This window comes from Amycolatopsis echigonensis, assembly GCF_014174495.1.
Taxonomy (GTDB): domain Bacteria; phylum Actinomycetota; class Actinomycetes; order Mycobacteriales; family Pseudonocardiaceae; genus Amycolatopsis; species Amycolatopsis echigonensis.
This window is the reverse complement of sequence record NZ_JACJHR010000062.1, coordinates 1-19732: the sequence shown is the minus strand read 5'-3', so window position 1 is coordinate 19732 and position 19732 is coordinate 1. Positions and strand designations below refer to the sequence as shown.

At 69.1% G+C, this 19732-nt stretch carries 16 protein-coding genes; 9 read left to right on the top strand and 7 right to left on the bottom strand.

The genetic code is table 11. The features are described from left to right. Window positions 1-121 precede the first annotated feature (121 nt). The gene (locus H5411_RS32730; RefSeq protein ID WP_208637769.1) at window positions 122-763 is read right to left on the bottom strand and encodes a DedA family protein; all 642 of its coding nucleotides are present in this window, start codon (window positions 761-763) and stop codon (window positions 122-124) included. 136 nt (window positions 764-899) lie between these two features. Between H5411_RS32730 and H5411_RS32725 the strand changes: the two genes are divergently transcribed. Together H5411_RS32725 and H5411_RS32720 are read left to right on the top strand one after the other, a co-directional pair. Further along, window positions 900-2027: a sensor histidine kinase gene (locus tag H5411_RS32725; protein ID WP_101437309.1), complete on the top strand. Its 1128-nt coding sequence runs from the start codon at window positions 900-902 to the stop codon at window positions 2025-2027. Then, window positions 2018-2662 (top strand): response regulator transcription factor, encoded by a 645-nt coding sequence (locus tag H5411_RS32720; RefSeq protein ID WP_183126025.1) that lies wholly within the window; start codon window positions 2018-2020, stop codon window positions 2660-2662. Before H5411_RS32725 ends, H5411_RS32720 begins: the two co-directional genes overlap by 10 nt. Before the next feature lies 1 nt (window position 2663). Here H5411_RS32720 and H5411_RS32715 read toward each other — a convergent pair whose 3' ends face one another. Continuing rightward, window positions 2664-4310 carry a DNA repair helicase XPB gene (locus H5411_RS32715; RefSeq protein WP_183126024.1) on the bottom strand — a complete coding sequence of 549 codons (1647 nt, stop codon included), beginning with the start codon at window positions 4308-4310 and terminating at the stop codon, window positions 2664-2666. A gap of 78 nt (window positions 4311-4388) precedes the next feature. On the opposite strand from H5411_RS32715, the gene H5411_RS32710 reads away from it, so the two are divergent. Next, window positions 4389-5078 (top strand): LppU/SCO3897 family protein, encoded by a 690-nt coding sequence (locus H5411_RS32710; RefSeq protein WP_246369518.1) that lies wholly within the window; start codon window positions 4389-4391, stop codon window positions 5076-5078. On the opposite strand, the gene H5411_RS32705 is transcribed toward H5411_RS32710, so the two are convergent. Continuing rightward, window positions 5011-6030 carry an ABC transporter substrate-binding protein gene (locus H5411_RS32705; protein ID WP_244194695.1) on the bottom strand — a complete coding sequence of 340 codons (1020 nt, stop codon included), beginning with the start codon at window positions 6028-6030 and terminating at the stop codon, window positions 5011-5013. The two genes, H5411_RS32710 and H5411_RS32705, sit on opposite strands and share 68 nt — an antisense overlap. Window positions 6031-6165: 135 nt before the next feature. Between H5411_RS32705 and H5411_RS32700 the strand changes: the two genes are divergently transcribed. From H5411_RS32700 to H5411_RS32680, 5 genes are all read left to right on the top strand, one after another. After that, window positions 6166-8850, top strand: coding sequence for a sensor histidine kinase (locus tag H5411_RS32700; RefSeq protein ID WP_183126023.1), 2685 nt, complete (start codon window positions 6166-6168; stop codon window positions 8848-8850). A 3-nt stretch (window positions 8851-8853) separates the two neighbouring features. After that, window positions 8854-9531, top strand: coding sequence for a copper homeostasis protein CutC (locus H5411_RS32695; RefSeq protein WP_183126022.1), 678 nt, complete (start codon window positions 8854-8856; stop codon window positions 9529-9531). Between the two features lie 322 nt (window positions 9532-9853). Beyond that, window positions 9854-11494, top strand: a complete 1641-nt coding sequence (locus H5411_RS32690) for a S53 family peptidase (RefSeq protein ID WP_101437315.1) — start codon at window positions 9854-9856, stop codon at window positions 11492-11494. A 123-nt stretch (window positions 11495-11617) separates the two neighbouring features. Beyond that, entirely contained in the window at window positions 11618-12835 is a 1218-nt protein-coding gene (locus H5411_RS32685) for an acyl-CoA dehydrogenase family protein (protein ID WP_208637397.1), read from the top strand. Between the two features lie 91 nt (window positions 12836-12926). Continuing rightward, the gene (locus H5411_RS32680) at window positions 12927-13646 is read left to right on the top strand and encodes a hypothetical protein (protein WP_246369517.1); all 720 of its coding nucleotides are present in this window, start codon (window positions 12927-12929) and stop codon (window positions 13644-13646) included. On the opposite strand, the gene H5411_RS32675 is transcribed toward H5411_RS32680, so the two are convergent. Genes H5411_RS32675 through H5411_RS32660 form a run of 4 tightly spaced genes read right to left on the bottom strand, consistent with a single transcriptional unit; the run spans window position 13647 to window position 17071 of the window. After that, on the bottom strand, window positions 13647-14504 hold the full coding sequence (locus tag H5411_RS32675) for an ABC transporter ATP-binding protein (protein WP_183126021.1): 858 nt from the start codon (window positions 14502-14504) through the stop codon (window positions 13647-13649). Between the two features lie 14 nt (window positions 14505-14518). Then, window positions 14519-15343 (bottom strand): ABC transporter permease, encoded by an 825-nt coding sequence (locus H5411_RS32670; RefSeq protein WP_376772259.1) that lies wholly within the window; start codon window positions 15341-15343, stop codon window positions 14519-14521. Next, a complete protein-coding gene (locus H5411_RS32665; protein WP_101437317.1) occupies window positions 15340-16107 on the bottom strand; it encodes an ABC transporter permease in 768 nt (255 codons plus the stop codon). Before H5411_RS32665 ends, H5411_RS32670 begins: the two co-directional genes overlap by 4 nt. A gap of 1 nt (window position 16108) precedes the next feature. Next, window positions 16109-17071 carry an ABC transporter substrate-binding protein gene (locus tag H5411_RS32660; RefSeq protein WP_183126045.1) on the bottom strand — a complete coding sequence of 321 codons (963 nt, stop codon included), beginning with the start codon at window positions 17069-17071 and terminating at the stop codon, window positions 16109-16111. 693 nt (window positions 17072-17764) lie between these two features. On the opposite strand from H5411_RS32660, the gene H5411_RS32655 reads away from it, so the two are divergent. After that, window positions 17765-19732: sensor histidine kinase (locus H5411_RS32655; RefSeq protein ID WP_312878663.1), on the top strand; the 1968-nt coding region annotated here is incomplete at its 3' end.

The following is a 19732-nucleotide window of genomic DNA, read 5'->3' as shown; positions in this document are numbered from 1 at the left end:
CGAACTGGTGTTCGGTACCTGCAGATCGAACAGTAGTTCGAACCACCGACAATTTCCAGGGCACCACTCGCTCGTCCGTTCGAGTGAATCTGGCGAAAGCCCAGGTCGAGGGCGGAAAGAGTCAGCGCCGGGAGACGCGGCGCACCCGGACCGCGACGAACAGGCCGACGGCGATCGCCACCGCGGCGAGCACGACGTACTGGAACACCGACGCGTACCGGTCCACCAGCGACCAGCTCTCCCCGAGCACATACCCGGCCACGACGAACGCGGTGTTCCGCAGGAGGCTGCCGGCCGTCGTCAGCAGCAGGAAGCGGCCGAACGGCATCCGTTCGACGCCAGCCGGCAGCGAGATCAGGCTGCGGAAGATCGGCACCATCCGGCCCAGGAACACCGCCTTCCCGCCATGCCGGGTGAACCACGCTTCGGTCCGGTCGAAGTCGGCGGCGTCCATCAGCGGCAGGCGGCCGAGCAGCGCCCGGCACCGGTCGCGGCCGAGCAGAGCGCCTAGCCAGTAGACGATCACGGCTCCGGCCAGCGAGCCCAGCGTCGTCCAGAAGAGGGCTCCGGCCAGGCTGAAGGTGCCGCGGCTCGCGGAGAAGCCGGCTAACGGGAGGACGAGTTCGCTGGGGATCGGCGGGAACAGGTTGTCCAGGCCGACGACGATCGCGGCGCCGATGCCGCCGAGCGAGTCCATCAGTCCGACGGCCCACCCGGCCAGTCCGGTGAGGGGTTCGGCGGGGGCGGCGAGCAAGAGGTGCACGGGGAGTCCTTTCACGACGGAGACAACGTCGTCGAAGGTAGAAAGCCAAGGCGCGCAACACATTGCTGTCGGCCACCCGGAGAATTGCGGAAAACCGCAGTACTCCGCCCCGACCAGACTGGCTAGCCTGATCAACGTGAACAGACCGCGAGTGCTGCGCCGGACGGCGGGCGTCGGCCTAGGCGCGCTGACGGCGCTCATCGAGGTGTCGTACCTGGTACTCGCCGCGCCGCTCCTCGTCATCCCCGCCGCCCGGCTGCGGGTCTTCCGCGGCGCGCGCAGGCTCGCCGAAGCAGAACGCGCCCGGCAGCAGCGGTTCTTCGACGCCAGCAACGGCGACGACTACGACGGCCGACGCGCCCTCCAATACCTCGTCCCACGCAGCCTCACCGGTCTGCTCGCGCTGGGAGTGTGGGTGTGCATCGGCGCGGGTGTCGGAGCAGGGGCGTTCTACTTCGTCCAACTGGTTTCCGGACAGGCTCCTGGCGGTGCGGGAGAGGGGACCCTCCTGGACTGGCTGCCGGTGCTGGTCCTCGGCGCGATCGCGATATTCCTTTGTGGACAGGGCCTGATCGGCGTGGCCGGACTCGATCGTCGGCTGGCGCGGCGGTTCTTCGGGCCGAGCAGTCAGGAACTGTTGCGGCGCAGGGTTTCCGAGCTGGCGACTACCCGGAGCGAAGTGGTCGAGGCCGTCAACGAAGAACGTCGCCGCATCGAGCGTGACCTGCACGACGGGGTGCAGCAAAGGCTGGTCGCGTTGGGGGTCCTGCTGGGCAGGGCGCGTCGGGCGGACGACGCCCGCCGAGCGGCTGAGCTGGTCCGGCAGGCGCACGAAGAATCGCAGGAAGCGTTGCGCGAGCTGCGAGAGGTGAGCTGGCGCGTGTACCCGATCGCGCTGGACGAAAGCGGTCTCGAGGCCGCGCTGGAGTCTCTGGCCGAGCGCGCCACGATCCCGGTCGACCTTCGTTACGCGCTCGGCGAGCCCTCGCCGGAGCAGGCGACGGTGGTCTATTTCGTGGCTTCCGAGTCGGTCACCAACGCGGCCAAACACGCCAGCGCCAACAAGGTCACCATTGACGTCCGCCAGGAAGAAACCAAGCTCGTCGCCGAGATCACCGACGACGGTTGCGGCGGTGCCCGAGTCGGCTCGAGCGGCGGATTGTCTGGACTAGCCAGGCGGGTGGCGGCGATGGACGGCGAATTCTCCTTGCAGAGCCCCGAAAACGGGCCAACTATAGTGCGGGTGACGCTGCCGTGCGAGTGATCCTGGCCGAGGACGCGACGTTGCTCAGGGAAGGTCTCGTACGGCTGCTGGCGGAGGAAGGCCACGACGTGGTCGTCGCGGTGGGCGATGGCGAGAAACTCCTCGAAGCGACCGCCGAACACCAGCCCGACGTGGTCGTCACCGACGTTCGCATGCCGCCGACCCACACCGACGAAGGACTGCGTGCCGCGCTGGAAATCCGCGAACGCTGGCCGGACACCGGGGTGCTCGTGCTGTCCCAGTACGTCGAGAAACGTTACGCCGCAAAGCTGATCGGCGGCGACGGCGGCCGCGTCGGGTACCTGCTCAAGGACCGGGTGGCGCAGGTCGGCGACTTCCTCGACGCACTGGATCGGGTCGGGGCCGGCGGCGCGGCCTTCGATCCGGAGGTGGTGCGCAGGCTGGTCGCCCGCACCTCGCACGAGGACGCGCTCGCCCGGCTGACCCCGCGCGAGCGCGATGTTCTGGAGAAAATGGCGCAGGGCCACACGAACGCGAGCATCGCCACGCTGCTGTTCGTCTCGCAGAGCGCCGTGGAGAAGCACGCGAACGCGATCTTCGACAAGCTCGACCTGCCGCAGGAGAAGGGCTACAGCCGCCGCGTGCTGGCCGTTCTCCGTTACCTCGGCTCGTAATTCACAGCGGCCGCCGCAGATCCTCCGCGTCGACGATGTGGTACGCGTACCCCTGTTCGGCCAGGAACCGCTGCCGGTGCGCCGCGTACTCCGTGTCCACAGTGTCCCGCGACACGATCGAATAGAAATGCGCCTGCCGTCCGTCGCCCTTCGGACGCAGCAGCCGGCCGAGGCGTTGCGCTTCCTCCTGCCGTGAGCCGAACGTGCCCGACACCTGAATCGCCACCGACGCTTCCGGCAGGTCGATCGAGAAGTTCGCCACCTTCGACACCACCAGCGTGCGCAGTTCGCCGCGGCGGAACTTGTCGAACAGCTCCTCGCGCTCCTTGTTCCGCGTCGAGCCCTGGATGACCGGGGCCTCCAGCTCCGCGCCGAGCATCTCCAGCTGGTCGAGGTACGCGCCGATCACCAGGGTCGGCTCGCCGTGATGCTTGTCCACAATGGACCGGATCACCGGGATTTTCGTCATCGCCGTGGCGGCCAGTTTGTACCGCTCGTCGGAGTCCGCGGTGGCGTACTGCAGCCGCTCGTTTTCCGTGAGCGTCACCCGCACCTCGGTGCATTCCGCCGGCGCGATCCAGCCCTGCGCTTCGATGTCGCGCCACGGCACGTCGTACCGCTTCGGGCCGATCAGCGAGAACACGTCGCCCTCGCGGCCGTCCTCGCGCACCAGCGTGGCGGTCAGCCCGAGCCGCCGCCGCGACTGCAGGTCCGCGGTCATCCGGAACACCGGCGCGGGCAGCAGGTGCACCTCGTCGTAGACGACCAGGCCCCAGTCGCGCGAATCGAACAGCTCCAGGTGCCGGTACTCGCCCTTGGTCTTGCGCGTGACCACCTGGTACGTCGCGATGGTGACCGGCCGGATCTCCTTCTTCTCCCCGGAGTACTCGCCGATCTCGTCCTCGGTGAGCGACGTGCGCGCGACCAGTTCGCGCTTCCACTGCCGCCCGGCGACGGTGTTGGTGACCAGGATCAGCGTGGTCGCCCTGGCGTGCGCCATCGCGGCCGCGCCGACCAGCGTTTTGCCCGCGCCGCACGGCAGCACGACGACGCCGGAACCGCCCGCCCAGAACGCTTCCGCCGCCTGCCGCTGGTAGTCGCGCAGGTGCCAGTCTTCCTCGGCGAGCTCGATCGGGTGCGCTTCCCCGTCCACGTACCCGGCGAGGTCCTCGGCGGGCCAGCCGACCTTCAGCAGCGCCTGCTTGAGCCGCCCGCGTTCGGACGGGTGCACGATCACCGTGTCGTCGTCGATCCGCGAGCCCAGCATCGGGCTGATCTTCTTGTTGCGCGAGACCTCTTCCAGCACCGCGCGGTCGGTGGTGGTCATGACCAGGCCGTGCGCCGGGTGGTTGGCGATCTGCAGCCGCCCGAACCGGCCCATCACGTCCACGACGTCGATCAAGAGCGGCTGCGGCACCGGGAAGCGCGAATACGTGGTGAGCGCGTCCACCACCTGTTCCGCGTCGTGCCCGGCGGCGCGCGCGTTCCACAACGCGAGCGGCGTGATCCGGTAGGTGTGCACGTGTTCGGGCGCTCGTTCCAGTTCGGCGAACGGCGCGATCGCGATCCGCGCGTCGTCGGCACGCGGATTGTCGACCTCGAGCAGCACGGTTTTGTCGGACTGGACGATCAGGGGGCCATCAGTCACCTCTCCTTTATACGTTCCCTCCCGTCCCGCGGCCCGGGGATGCCAAGATGGCGGAACGAAGCCGCGGGAGGGGACCCAGTGACCACACCACCGTTCGGCATGCCGCCGATCGCGAACCCGTACCAGCCGCCCCCGCGGCAGCCGGTCCAGCGCGGTCCGAAGCGGGTGTCGGGCAAGCTGAAGGCGCTCTTCGCCGCTCTTGTGGTCGTGGCGCTCGGGCTCGGCACCCTCGGCGCGTTCGGGTTCGCCGCGATCGCGCGCTCGGCGGGACCGCCGGTCGTGGGCAGTTGCCTTTACCTCTCTTCGCTGGGCTCGGAGACGCAGACCTACACCGGGGCGGACTGCTCCGACCAGGCCGCCACCTTCCGTGTCGACGCCGTGTCCAACGGCCGATCCTCCTGCCGCGGCGAGGACTACGTGCGGTTCGAGCTGTATACGTCGGCCCGCAGCACCAGCAAGCCGTCCGAGACGCTGTGCCTGGCGCTGAACGTCGTGTCCGGCGAGTGCGTGCGCGACGTTTCGGACGAGTCGAAGGGTCGGCAAGGTCGCGTGCGACGACCCCAAGGCGGAAGCACGCGCTGTGGTGCACAACGGCACGCGGTCGGCGTCGAGCTGCGGCGACAAGGACGTGTCGCTGGTCTATGTGGGGCCGCCGGTGCGGACGATTTGCCTGCAGCCGACCGGGGCGAGCATCTAGCGCCTACAAGGCGTTCGGGAGCATCGCCGCCACGTCGAGGCGGTTGGCGAGCTGTCCGGAGCTGTGCATGAGATCGGCCACGCGCTGCAGGCGGGTCGCCGACAGCGTGGTCGGGTAGCTGCCGAGCGAGATCAGCGCGGCGGTGGTCTGGTCGATGTCCGAGAACGACGGCAGCGCGTCGCGCACCTTGGCCGTGTCGGACGCGGCCAGCTGGGCCTGGGTGAGGACGTTCCGGAACGCCGTCAGCGTGCGCGGGTTCGCGGCGGCGAACTGGCCGGTCGCGGCGTAGCCGGACGCTGGGAAGTCCAGCGTCGCGCCGGTCGAACCGTCGGCGAGGATCTGCGCGCCCAGCTCTTTCTCCGCGCGGGTGATGTACGGCTCGACCATCAGCGCGGCGTCCGCGTCGCCGGATTGGAGCGCGGCCGGCATCTGCCCGAACGGCCGGGGCACGAACTCGATCTTCGATTTGTCGACGCCCGCCGTGCCGAGGACCGCACGCGCGGTGAGCGCGCCGATGTCGTCGGGGGAGTCCACCGCGATCTTCGGGGATTTCTTCGCGGTCGGTTCGGTGTAGTCGGAGCCGGGCAGCGTGACGAGGGCGATAGTGGTGCGGCCGAAGGTGTACGCCTCGCCTTGCAATTGCAGCGCGGTGCCGGACGCGGCGGCACGGAACAGCGACACGTCGCTGCCGAATGTCACATCGACCTGTCCGGACTTCAGTTTTTCCACGCCGTCGCCGTCGCCGAGTTCCACCAGTTGGACATTCAGCCCGGCCTGGCGGAACTTTCCCGCCGCGACGGCCATCCGCAGCGGGGCGGTGTCGATCGGGCTCGCGACACCGACCCGCAGCGTCGTGCGTTCCGGCGGCGGCGCTTGCCCGGAGTCACCGGATCCGAACACGGAGCAGCCGCTGAGGGCGAACAACGTCGCCACCAGCGCAAACCTCAGACCGGTCGCTTTCACGTGCCATCCCCTGCCGGGAGAATCTCTGCCTCGTGCTGGATCGTATGGGCCGCTGCCCATACGATCGCCCGCAGGGCTGTGCCCCCGCCAGGGTGGCTTCCCGATCTTTTCGCCGGAACTACCAAGCGGTAGCTTCCGGCCGGAGCCCCAGGACGTCCGCGGGCAGAGGTTCCCGCGGTGGAAAAGGAAGCACAGGTGACCCGTCGCGACGACCGTCCCCGTTCGGGTGACGCGACGGATCCGGCTGCCTCGCGTCCGGTCGGCGGCCGGTGGCGGCTGCGGAACTGGCGGCTGCGCACCAAGCTCTTCGTCGTCCTGCTGATCCCGGCGCTCGCCGTGGTCGTGCTGGTCGGCCTGCGGGTCAACAGCGACCTGCGCGACGCCCGCCAGCTCGCCGAGTTCGCCGCTCGCTGCCGGGTCGACACGACGGTCGCCGAGGTCGTGCACCAGCTGCAGCGGGAACGCGACGTCACGGTGCGGTTCGTCGCGGGCGACCGGAAGGGCCCCACGGACGTCCTCGTCGGCCAGCGCACCCGCGTCGACCTGGCGATCGGCGCGTTCGAGCGGTCGCTCGCCGACAGCAAGCCGCGGCTCGACGAGTCGGCGGCGGGCGATCTGCAGCAGAGCGACGACCGGCTGAGAGTGCTGGGCGGCCTTCGGTATTCGGCCGAGCACTCCGCGTATCCGGCGGACGCGGTGCTCCGTTCTTACAGCGAGCTGATCTCCGGCCTGCTCGACATCAGCGACACCGTCGCGGCCGACGTCACCGAACCCGACCTGGCCCGGCTGCGGCTGGCCGGGAACGCGCTCGCGCGGATCAAGGACCAGATGTCGGTCAAGCGCGCGATCATGTCCGCCGCGATCGCGCAGGGCACGCTCAACCGCGACCGGACGCGCGCGCTGCTCGGCGCGGAAGCCGAACTGGCCGCCGCGCGCAATGACTACCGCACCTTCGCCACGCCGGACGAGCAGCGGATGTACTCGGACACGGTGATCGGCATCGTCGTGGACATCGGCAACGACATGGTCGAGTCGGCCCTCACGCGCACGGAGAACAACCAGCCGCTCTCCGGCCTGGACGCCGACCAGTGGGACACCGCGTCGACGTACACGGTCAATCTCGCCCACCAGGTGCAGCAGGCGCTGCTCGTCCAGCTCCAGGACAAAACGGACGCACGCGCCGCCAGCGCCCGCGCGTCGACGATCTGGGACGGCGGAATCGTCATCGGCGTCCTGCTGGTCGCCGGGGTGCTTTCGGTGGTGATCGCGCGCTCGCTGCTGCGGCCGTTGCGGATCCTGCGCCGCACCGCGCTGGAGGTCGCCGACCACCGGCTGCCCGAGGCCGTGCAGCGGCTGCTCACCGAGCCCGACCCGGCGCCGGAGAACCTGCGGCACCGGGCGGCGGTCGCTCCGGTGCCGATCTTCACCCGCGAGGAAGTCGGGCAGGTCGCGCGTGCGTTCGACGCGGTGCACGGCGAGGCGGTCCGGCTGGCCGCCGAACAGGCGATGCTGCGCGAGAACGTCAACGCGATGTTCGTCAACCTGTCGCAGCGCAGCCAGGACCTGGTGGAGCGGCAGCTGTCCGTGCTCGACCGGATGGAGGCGGGCGAACAGGACCCGGAGACCCTCGGCGGGCTGTTCGAACTCGACCACCTTGCCACCCGGATGCGGCGCAACAGCGAGAACCTGCTGGTGCTGTCCGGCACCGACCTGGCGCGCGAGGACACCGGACCGGTGGTGGCCGACGAGATCATCGGGGCCGCACTGTCCGAAGTGGAGGATTACCAGCGGATCGAGATCGGCCCGGCCCCGGCGCTCGCGGTGCGCGGCGACGCGGTCAACGACCTCGTGCACGTGGTGTCCGAGCTGCTGGAGAACGCCACCCGGTACTCCGGGCCGCAGACGGCGGTCACCGTGGACAGCGCGCGGACGCCGGAGGGGGCGTGGCGGATCGAGATCACCGACCGCGGCGCGGGCATGCCGCAGGCGGAGATCGACCGCACCAACGCGCGGCTGGCGCATCCGCCCGAGGTCGACGTCGAGGTGTCGCGCCGGATGGGCCTGTTCGTGGTCGCGACGCTGGCCGAACGGCACGCCATCGCGGTGAAGCTGAGCCCGGCCGAGGGACGCGGTCTCACCGCGACGGTCGTCGTTCCGCCCGCGTTGATCACCGAAGCCCCGCCGCTGCCGCAGCCGCCCCCGCCGGTCGAACCGGAGCCCGCGCCGGAGCCGGAGCTGCTCGCCCCGCTCGCGCCGCTGGCCCCGCCCGAGGAACCGGAGGAGCCCGCCGAACTGGTCGCGCCGACCCTCGACGCCGGTCCGCTGCGGCGGGCCCCGGTGGTCGAGGAAACGCCGTCGTGGCCGGTCGAATCGGCGCGGTCGCATCTGGAGATCGACGCGCCGACGGACCGGATGCCCGCGTACCGCGACGTGCTGTCCCGCTGGTTCGATCTCTCCGCGCCGCCGGAGGAGCAGGTGGCCCCGGAGCCGCGCCTGGTCGCGCCGATGCCGGAGGTGCCCGCGTTCGAACCAGAACCAGAACCAGAGCCGGAACCTGCGCCCGAGCCCGACCACCAGGCCGCCGAGCCGCGGCACGCCTACGAAGCGCCGCCGGAGTTTCCGACCGAAGACCCGGACGACGCGGCCCCCGCCTGGCCCACCCCGGCGCACCTGGAACAAGAGGACGGGGCCGAGGACACCTGGCCGTTCCTGCGGGTCGCCGACGTGACCGGCGGCCCCGCCGCGGAGCCCGGGCAGCGGCCGATACTCTCGCTTTCCCCCGACGCGGTGCGCGCCCGGATGACGAGCCTGCAAGGCGGCTTCCGGCGCGGCAGGCACGCCAGGGGGGAAGACACCCCGCCACTGGATCGAAACGGATGAGGCATGAGGTCGAACACCGCCCTGCTGGAAGTGATCGCGCTGGGCGCGCAGGATGCGGAGCGGGCGCAGGAGGGCGGAGCGGACCGGCTCGAACTGGTCGCCGACATGGCCAGCGACGGGCTCACCCCGAGCGAGGCGACGGTGCGCGAGGTGCTCGCGGCCACTGATTTGCCGGTGCGCGTGATGCTGCGCGCGGAGAACACTTTCGACGCTCGCGCGATCGACGACGTGCGTGCCTCGGCGGCCCGGCTGGTGTCCGTGGGTGCTCAGGAATTCGTGTTCGGCTTCCTGACCGAGGAGGGCGAGGTCGACGCCGAAGCGTGCCGCGCGCTGCTGAAGGAGATCGACGGCCGGCCATGGACGTTCCACCGCGCCATCGACCGCTCGCGCGACCCGATCGCCGCGTACGACGTGCTGGCCGAACTCGGCTGCGACACCGTGCTGGCGGCGGGGCACCCGAACGGTGTCGCGAGTGGACTGTCGGTGCTGCAGCAGCTGGCCCGGCGGACCGACGGCCCGGCGCTGTTGGTCGGCGGCGGTCTGCGGGCGCAGCAGGTGCACTTGCTGCGCGCCGGCGGCGTGCGCGGTTTCCACGTGGGCGGCGCGGTGCGTCCGTCCGGGTGGGACGCCCCGGTGGACGCGGCGGCCGTGCGCGAGTGGGCCGAACTCGTCAAAGGCTGACCAGTCCGTGCGGGAAGGGAACCTCGCCGGGAATTCCAATTCCGGCAAGGTTCCCTTTTTTGCTTGACGAGCACAGGGCGCGTGTGTGCGCAACCGGTCCGGAATGTCCGCGGCGACCGTCTTCCGACGTCCGATGGTTTCCGGATGGGGCAGGACATCGCGGCGTCAATCAGTCATAAATCGTGCAAGTGGAAAACAAACCAACCGCGATAAGGTCAGCCAAAAGTAGGTTTCTTTGTTTCGAGGGGTTTTTTAGGGTCAGTGATACGGGTCGGTACCGCGATTTAGCCGGCCTGGTCCCCGCCTCTCGAGAGGAATTCTCATGCGCTTGCGCAAGCTCGTCGCCGCCGCGGTTCCGCTGCCGGCGTTGCTGTGCCTGTCCGTGGCCGGCGTCGCGAACGCCGATCCGCTGGTCGCCCTTCCCGGCAACGCCGCACCGCTCGCCGCCAGCGCGCGATCCGGCGATGTCGCGGCTGACCAGCTCATTCCCGCCGCCCTGTCCCTCAAACTGCACAATCAGCAGGCGCTGGCCCGCTTTCTTTCCGACGTGCAGGACCCGGCGTCGGCGCAGTACCGCCATTTCCTCTCTCCGGAGCAGTTCACTGCTGCATTCGGCCCAACGCAGGCCGAAGCCGACCAGGCGGTGAATTTCCTCAAGCGCAGCGGTGCGCAGGGTATTGAGGTTTCCGGAAACCGGCAGGCGATCACCTTCTCGGCGACTGCCGGACAGCTGGAATCCGCGTTCCATACACGGATCGGCAATTACACCGACACCGTCACCGGCCGGAAGTTCTACGCGAACGACTCAGCGCCGGAACTGCCGGCGTCAGTGTCCTCCGTGGTCGATTCGGTCGTCGGCCTCGACAACCACGCGGTGAAGCACCACGCCAAGGCGACGCAGGCGCCGCGCACGGTCAAGCCGGTGACGCCGACCATCCTCAAGACCGCGTACGGCACCAGCGGCATGTCCGCGACTGGCGCGGGGGTGAACGTCGGCTTCGTGGAGTTCGACGGCTACAAGACGTCCGACATCACCGCCTACGACACCAAGTACGGCCTCAAGGCGGGCACGGTCAGCACGGTGTCGGTCAACGGAGCCAACTACGACTCCAGCCCCGGCCAGGGCGAGACCGAGGTCGACCTGGACATCGAGGTCGTGCACGCACTCGCCGCGCCGGCGAACGACTACGTGTACGAGGCCCCGAACTCCAACGCGGGCGAGCTGGCGATGTACCAGAAGATCGCGTCGGACAAGAAGGTCAGCGTCGTTTCGATCTCGTGGGGCTCCTGCGAGGCGGCGGAAGGCTCGGCCGCGGCCAGCAGCGTCGACAAGGCGCTCGCGACCGGTACCGCCGAGGGCATCAGCTACTTCGCCGCGGCAGGCGACGACGGCACCACCGACTGCGCCCGCCAGACCGGCAGCAAGGCGCAGGCCGTGGACTTCCCGGCGTCGAGCCCGAACGTCTCCGGCGTGGGCGGCACGCAGCTGTCGGTGACCTCGTCGAACGGCTACAGCAGCGAGACGACGTGGAACGACGGTGCCACGGGCGGTGCCGGCGGCGGTGGCATCTCGACGCTCTTCGCCGCGCCGTCGTGGCAGTCCAAGCAGAGCACGACCAAGCGCAAGGTCCCGGACGTCGCCGGCGACGCCGCGCAGGGTTCGGCGTACACGATCATCTCCGGCGGCCAGACCGGGAACGTGTGGGGCACCTCGGGCGCGGCTCCGCTGTGGGCGGGCTTCGCCGCGCTGCAGAACCAGGTCCACAAGGGCAGCCTCGGCAACCTGAACCCGACGTTCTACAGCATCGGCAACGGTTCCTCGTACGGTTCCGGCTTCCACGACGTGACGACCGGCAACAACACCTTCAACGGCACCACCGGCTTCTCCGCCGGCAAGGGCTACGACCAGACGACCGGCTGGGGTTCGTTCAACGGCTCCGGACTGTCCGCCCTGATCGGCTGACCACGGCTCTCGCGAGTGCCTGTCCCGGGAATTCCGGGGCAGGCACTCGCGGTTTCTTGTGGACTGAAGCACTGCGGACAATGGCTGATTGACCAAGATCCGGGACGCTGTTTTGATGGCCGGGTGCAGCCTCTCCTGACGCCCAAGCAGCAGGCCCTCGTCGACCGCGCCGCCAAGCTCGCGGACGTTTTCGCCGAGCGCGCGGCCGAGCACGACCGCGACAACACCTTCCCGCACGAGAACTACGACGACCTGCGGGAAGCGGGCTTCCTCCGGCTGTCTGTCCCGGAAGAACTCGGCGGGTTCGGCGCCGGGCTGCCGGAGATCCTGCCGGTGCTGGAACGGCTGGCGATGGGCGACGGCGCGACCGCGCTGGCGTTCACCATGCACCTGTCGCCGCTGGGACAGTGGGCGAGTGTCTGGCGGCGCACGAAGGCGCCCCGGCTGGCGGAACTGCTGCGCAAAGCGGTGGACGGCGAACTGATCTGGGCGTCGATCACCAGCGAAACGGGCTTGCGCAACGACATGACGGACGCGAAAACCCGCGCCGTCCGCGTCGAAGGCGGCTTCGAACTGACCGGCCGCAAGAGCTTCGCGACCAACTCGGCCGTCGCCACGCATTGCTCGACCACCGCCCGCTACGAGGACGCCGACGGCGGCCCTCGGCTGCTGCTGTGCCAGATCGCGCTGGACCAGCCCGGCGTCACGATCCACCAGACGTGGAACACGATGGGCATGCGCGGCACCCAAAGCAACGACGTCGAACTGGACAAGGTGTTCGTCGAGGACGCGGCGGTCGTCCACTCGCTGCCGGTGAAACACCTCGACTCGCGGGTGCTGGAAACTGTCTGGGCCTGGGCGATGCCCGCGTTCTCGGCGGTCTACACGGGAATCGCGGCGGGCGCGCTGGACTGGACCGTGCGAACGCTGGTCCAGCGCGGCAAGGCGGAGGATCCGGTGCTGCAGGACGTGATCGGCGAATGCCAGATCCTGCTGGAAAGCTCCCGCGCGCTGATCTACCGCCAGGCCGACGAGGTGACGAGCCGCCGGTTGTTCACCGGAGACATCCAGGACGGCGTGGCCCGCAGCGCGATCGTGAAGTACACGGCGGCGAACAACGCGGTGCAGATCATGCAGCGGCTGGTCGACGCACTCGGCGGCATGTCCTACACGAAGGCGCTGCCGTTCGAGCGCATGTGGCGGGACGTGCAGGCGAGCACGTTCATGCCGATGGGCAACCTGGCGACCCGGAAACTGGTCGGGGCCAACGTGCTGGGCGTGCGGACGCTGCCGGAGATCGGCCCGGACGAGACCGGACCGGATTCCCGCGCGAAGGGCTGAACGGGTGAACCCGGTCGGAACCGGGTGAGTGTGCGCTGCTCACGGGCTATCTTGATCGCTTCGGTCTTGGTGTCCAGGGGAGGGGCAGCGAGTGGCGAAGCAGAAGTACGCGACCCGTCCGGATGGGACGGTGTACCCGATTACGCCCAAGAAAGGCGGCGGGGCAAAGGTTTTCGTAGTCGGAGCGGCAGTAGCCGTCGTGGTCGGCGGCGGGACCGCGGCCGGACTCGGCGGTGCGGCGAGCGTGGGATCCGGGGCGGTGGAGGCGCTGCCGGGAAACCTCGCCGGAGACGTCGCGGATTCCTTGCCCGGCCGGAGCCTCAAGACACGCAAGGCCGAGGGCAAGAAGTCAGCTCAGCGTGGCCGCAAGGACGAGACCTTCAGCCGGTTCAAGCTCAAACAGCTGAAGCAGGCGGCGAAACACGAGCTCGACTGCCTGCTGAACTCCACCGACCGCGTCCGCGAGTATCTCGCACAGCACCGCTGCACCTCATTGGACCGAAACCTCTTCGCGGTCGGCGACGGGCACGGCAACGCCGCGGTGATTTCCGTTGCCCGCGTGGGGTTTTCGCAGAGGAGCGAGGCCGAGGGCTGCCAGAAGGTCGAGGAGGTGCAGGGCAGCGGGGACATCAAACCCCTCGGCGCCGCCCTGCTCGGCCTCGACGGCGTGAAATTATCCGGCCACCACTTTCAGTCCAGAGTGGACGGTCGCGCGATGGTGGTCGCCGAAGCGGAAACCGCTGCCGGAAAACTTGATTCCGAAACCCTGGACGCCCTTGCCGACGTCTCGGTGTGGTTTCCGAAGCTCTGACTACTTCTTCTCCGAGACGACCGCGTCCGATTCGGACGAAGCCGCAGCCTCCGCCGCCTCGTGCTCCGCGAGGTCAGCCGCCGCCTGCACCGCCGGACCGTGCAGCAACCTGGCCACTTCACCGCGCAGCGAAACGAATTCCGCCGATTCCCGCGTGGTGATCTGGTCCCGCTGGGCAGGCAGATCCACCTTCAAATCCGCCACGATCCGGGCCGGCGACTTCGACAGCACCAGCACCCGGTCGCCCAGGTACACGCTCTCGTCGATGTCGTGCGTCACCAGCAACACCGTCGTGCCCTGTTCGACCTGGACCCGGCGCAGCAGATCCTCCAGCTCAAACCGCGTCTGGGCGTCCACCGACGCGAACGGCTCGTCCATCAGCAGCAGCGCCGGACGGCTGGCCAGCGCACGGGCGATCGACACCCGCTGCTGCATCCCGCCCGACAGCTGCCACGGGTACTTGCTCTCCGCGGCCGACAAACCGACCGCGGCGAGTGCTTCGGCGGCCCGGGCACGCCGGGTCGCCTTGTCGAGTTTGCTCCAGCGCAGCGGGAATTCCACGTTCTTCGCGACCGACAGCCACGGGAACAGGGAGCGGCTGTAGTCCTGGAACACCACGGCGAGATCGTCCGGCACCGAGGTGACGCGGTCGCCGTGCAGGCTCACCGTGCCCGCGGTCGGCGGGATCAGGCCGGCGATCGCGCGCAGCAGCGTGGACTTGCCGCAGCCGGACGGGCCGACGATGCACGCCAGCTGCCCGGTCTCCACCGTGAACGACAGTTCGTTGACCGCGACGTGCGCGGACTCGCCGCTGCCGTAGCGGTGGCTGAGGCCGGAGACCTCGAGCATGGTCGACATAACGGGAAACCTTCCTAGTTCCGGCCGGGCTGCCAGCCGAGCACCCGGCGTTCGATGCCGAGGAGCGCGGCGTTGAACCCGTACCCGAGGATGCCCAGCAGCACGATCCAGGCCCACATCTGGTCGAAGTCGTACGAGCGCTGGGCGGCGAGCAGCGCGTAGCCGATGCCGTTGAGCGCACCCACCAGTTCGGAGATCGCCATCAGGATCAGCGCGATCGAGAGCGACAGCCGCAGCCCGGCGAAGATCTTCGGCAGCGCCGCGGGCAGCACGACCAGCCCGATCCAGTACCGCTTCGGCGTGCGGAACGCGCGCGCCGTCTCCGTCTTGACCTTGTCGACCGACCGGACACCGTCCACTGTGTTCATCAGGACCGGCCAGAGCGAACCGAAAATGATCGTCGCGGTCTGCATGCCCGGCCCGATGCCGAACAGGATGATGAACACCGGCACCAGCGCGGGCGGCGGGATGGCGCGGAAGAACGCGAACAGCGGCCCCACGTAATCCATTCCGGTGCGCGAGCGGCCCAGCGCCGTGCCGAGCGCGACGCCGATGACCACCGACAGCAGCCAGCCGCCGAGCACCCGGCCGAGGCTCGGCAGGATGTGGTCGAACACCGGATCGCCGAGGAACAGCTGCGAAGCCGGGCCGGAGAACCACAGTTTCGCCGCCGCGGCCGCGATCTTCGAAGGCGGCGGGAAGAACACGCTTTCGCTCAGCTGGGTCGCGATCTCCCACAGCACCACCAAGATCGCGAACAGCAGCCACTTGCGGGCGAACCCGCTGATGCCGCGGCTCATCCGGCGCGTCACGGTGGACGGCTTCTCGACCACGCTCACGCGGCGGCTCCTTCGACGGCGCTGCTCCAGCGGAACAGCCGGTGGCCCAGCCGTTCCAGGCCCTCGTTGACGAGGTAGCCGAGGACCCCGGCGACGACCGTTCCGGCGAGCACCAGGTCCATCCGGCCCGGCCCGGAACTGGCCTCGAGCACGAACTGCCCGATGCCGAGTTTCGCCCCGGCCAGGAATTCCGTGCTGATCACCAGGATCAGCGAAATCGCCGCGGACAGCCGGATCCCGGTGAACACGAACGGCGCGGCGTGCGGCAGCGCGACCGAGGTCAGCACCCGCGCGCGCGGAGTTCCGTACGTACGCGCGGTTTCCAGCAGCAGCGGGTCGATTTCAGCCAGTGCGTAAATGGTGTTGAAGAGGATCGGCCACACCGCCGCGTACACGGCCAGCGTGATCTTCGCTTCCGGGCCGCCGCCGACCACGATCAGCACCAGCGGAATCAGTGCCACGGAAGGGATCGGCCGCAGGAATTCGACGATCGCCTTGGTGGCGTCGCGCAGCCAGCGGATGCTGCCGAGCAGCAGGCCGGCGGGGACCGCGATGGCGATCGAGATGAGCAGGGCGATCAACCAGGCGAGCACCGAGGCGATCACGTCGCGGACGAATTCGACGTCGCCGAGCAGTTCGCCGATCCGGGCGAACACGACGGTCGGCGGGGGAAGGTCGTTCTGGTCGATCAGACCGGCCCGCACGACGGCCTCCCAGATCAGGAGGAAGCCGAGCAGGCCGGTCAGGTTCCGGACGAGGCGCACGTCAGGACGCGTTCGCCTGCGGGACGATCATCGACTGCACGTCGATCTTCGACTGGATGGAACCGAACTGCTGCAGCAGGTCCGGCACGCGCTGGATGCGCCGGGCGTCCAAAGTGGACTGGAAGGTGAGCAGCGTGGTGAGCTTCGCGGTCGCCTCGTCCACCTTCGAGAACTGGATCATCAGCGGCTCGATCTTGGAGCGGTCGGCCGCTTCCTTGGTGGCCTTGAGCATCGCGCGCTGGAACGCGGCGACCGTCTTCGGGTTCGCGTCGGTGAACTTGCCGAGCGAACCGTAGCCCGCGGTCGGGAAGTCCTTGGTTCCGCCGGAAGCGGTGTCGATGACCTCGACGGTCCCGTTGACCTTCGCCGACTGCGTGATGAACGGCTCAGTCAGGAAGCCCGCGTCGACGTCGCCGCGCTTGACCGCGGGGCCGATGTCCGGGAACCGCAGCGAGACCCACTTCACGTCGTTGTAGTTGACGCCGTTGTCGCGCATGACCGACTTGGTCAGCGTGTCGCAAATCGTATTGGTGGCGGTGATCGCGATCCGCTTGCCCGCCAGGTCGTGCACGTTCTTGATGTTGCTGTTCGGCATCGCCACGACCTCGGTGCTCTTCGGACCGGCCGAAGACGCGTCGGCGACGAGCTTGATGTCCGCGGCGCCCTTGCTCTTGGCGATGAAGAACGGCGTGTAGCTGGCGTAGGCGATGTCGACCTCGCCCGCCTGCAGCTTCTGCAGCGACGCGTCACCGCTGGCCGCGTCGACGGCTTCGACGTCGAGCCCCTCGTTCTTGAAGTAGCCGTTCTGGACCGCGAGGTGGAAAGGCGCCACGTCGATCGTCGGCATGATCGAGACCTTGATCTTGGTCTTCTCGACCCCGGAGCCGCCGTTCGAACTGCTTGAACTGTCCGATCCTCCCAGCAGGCCGCAGCCGCTGGCGGTCATCGCGACACCGCCCGCCATCGCGAGCGACAGGAACCCGCGCCTCCCGTAACTGCGCCGGCCGCTCACCGCTTCATCAAACAAGGTTGCTCCTAGCAAATGGGCCCGCGTCTGGGATGGACGCGGGGGGAAGGTGGCTCATTGTCCGGAGTCACGCGGCTACTGTAGAGAACCAGGACGATCACTCACAATGGGTGTTCATATACGATTCAGAAGTGGCACTGGTCACTCGATCAGGTGATCGAATCGCCTGGTATGTGGGGGTATGTGGACGTCCTGTGGGTGCCCGGGAGGCCTTGATCCGCTGCCTGGGTGCTCTCCGGGCAACTTCTGGAGGGTTACAAACGGGCCGGGCGTTCGCTACCCTCTGCTCCTGCAATGTGAGGTGTGGACCACCGATGTAGTGAGAGCGCGACTTGGGAAAAGGCTCTCCGCGCACGCCGGCGACGAGCCGGCGCAGGGTGGCCTCGGCCGAACGGACTAAGAGATCGACCACGTGCGGGGACCGAACGTCATGCCAGACCTGAACCGATTCCGCGCCCGAGGCGACGGGCAGCCGCACCCTGAAGTCGATCTTTTCACTCGAAAGGGTGCACCAGGCCGGGCTGCGGTCCAGACCACGCGGGCGGCGGATTACCTGCCGGGAGCGTGCGCGTAGTGGCCACGGCAGGTTCGGAAACAACGGGCCCCTCGGGCCCGGACGGTGGTGCGGCGGTGCCGAACGAAGACACCGCGGGGGCGGGGGAGGCCTTCGCTCGGGAAGACGCGGGGACCGCGCAGCAGCGGTCCTGGCTCGCGCTCGGCAACTGGCGGTTGCGGTCCAAGCTCGCGCTCATTCTCCTCATCCCCACGATCACCGCGCTGGTGCTCGGCGTGCTGCGCGTGGTCGACGACGTGCGGTCGGCGGTCGACCTCAACCACACCGCCAGCCAGGTCGCCTTCGCCGAGAAGGTCACCGCCGTGGTGCACGACCTGCAGCGCGAGCGCGCGCTGGCCGTGGTCCGGATCTCCTCCGGCGACCCGCTGCGCCAGACCGGCCTCGACGCGCAGATGGCGAAGGTCGACCGCGACGTCGACGACCTGCGCAACGCCGCGGTCAACCTCGAGAACGACAACCAGGCCGCCAGCGACCGCTACGCGCACGGCCTCCAGCGCCTCGACGCGCTGCGCCCGCTGCGCGCGGCGATGACCACGTCGGCCTACTCCGACCGCGCGGTGCTCGACACCTACTCCTCGGTGCTCGACTCGCTGATCCAGCTCGGCCGCGAGGTCTCCACCGCGACCACCGACCGCGACCTGCTCCGCCTCGGCACCAGCACGCAGTCGATCAGCGAGGCGAAGGAGTACATCCTCCGCGGCGACTCCGCGCTGCAGATCGCCGCGTTCCGCGACGGCTTCCCCGGCAACCTGATCGACGAGACCCGGGCCGCCGAGGCCAGCGGCGACGCGTCGATCACCGCGTTCCTCGCGAACGCCACCGGCGACCAGGTCCAGCTCTACAACGACACTTACTCCGGCCCCGAGGTCGACGAGCGTCGGCGGTTGCAGACGCAGGCCTTCTCCTTCGCTCAGCAGGGCCAGCCGCTCAACCTCGACGGCACCAAGCTCGGCCAGGACTCCACCGTCGCCGCCGACAAACTGCGCGCGGTCGAGGTCAACCTGCTGACCCAGCTGCGCGCGCAGGCCGACCAGCTGGCCAGCAACGCGGTGCGCTCGGCGTGGGTCGGCGGGGTCATCGTCCTCGCCGCGCTGGTCGCCGCGCTGATGCTGATGCTCGTCATCGCCCGGCTGATGCTGCGCCCGCTGCGGGTGCTGCGGAAGACCGCGCTGGACGTCGCCTACACCCGGCTGCCGGAAACCGTGCAGGCCATCCTCGACGACCCGGACCCGGTCAACGCCTCGAAGAAGGCGGTCGACCCGGTGCCGGTCCTCACCCGCGACGAGATCGGCGAAGTGGCGCGCTCGTTCGACGTGGTGCACGAGCAGGCGGTCAAGATGGCCGCCGAACAGGCTCTGCTGCGCGAGAACGTCAACGGCATCTTCGTGAACCTCTCCCGCCGGTCGCAGCGGCTGGTGGAGCGCCAGCTCGGCGTCATCGACCGGCTCGAGGCCGACGAGCAGGACCCGGACCATCTCGCGAGCCTGTTCGAACTCGACCACCTGGCGACCCGGTTGCGCCGCAACGGCGAATCGCTGCTGGTGCTTTCGGGCGCGGGCCTCGCGAAGTCGGTGCCCAAGCCGGTGCCGGCGGCCGACGTGATCGGCGCGGCGGTGTCGGAGATCGAGCAGTACGCCCGCATCGAGATCGGCATCGTGCCCGAGGTCGCGGTGCAGGGCCTCGCGATCCACGACCTCGTGCACGTGCTCGCGGAACTGCTCGACAACGCGACCTACTTCTCCGAACCGGAAACCAAGATCACCGTCCGCGCGGTCATCACGCGCAAGAAGGCGCTGGCGATCCAGGTCACCGACCACGGCGTCGGGATGAGCGAGGAACGCCTCGCCGAGGTCAACGAGCGTCTCGCCGACCCGCCGGACCTGGACGTGTCGGTGACCCGGCGGATGGGTCTGTACGTGGTCGCGCGGCTGGCCCAGCGGCACGGCATCGAGGTGCGGCTGCGCGAGAACGAGGACATCGAGGGCGGCGTGATCGCCCGCGTCGTGGTCCCGGCCGAACTGCTC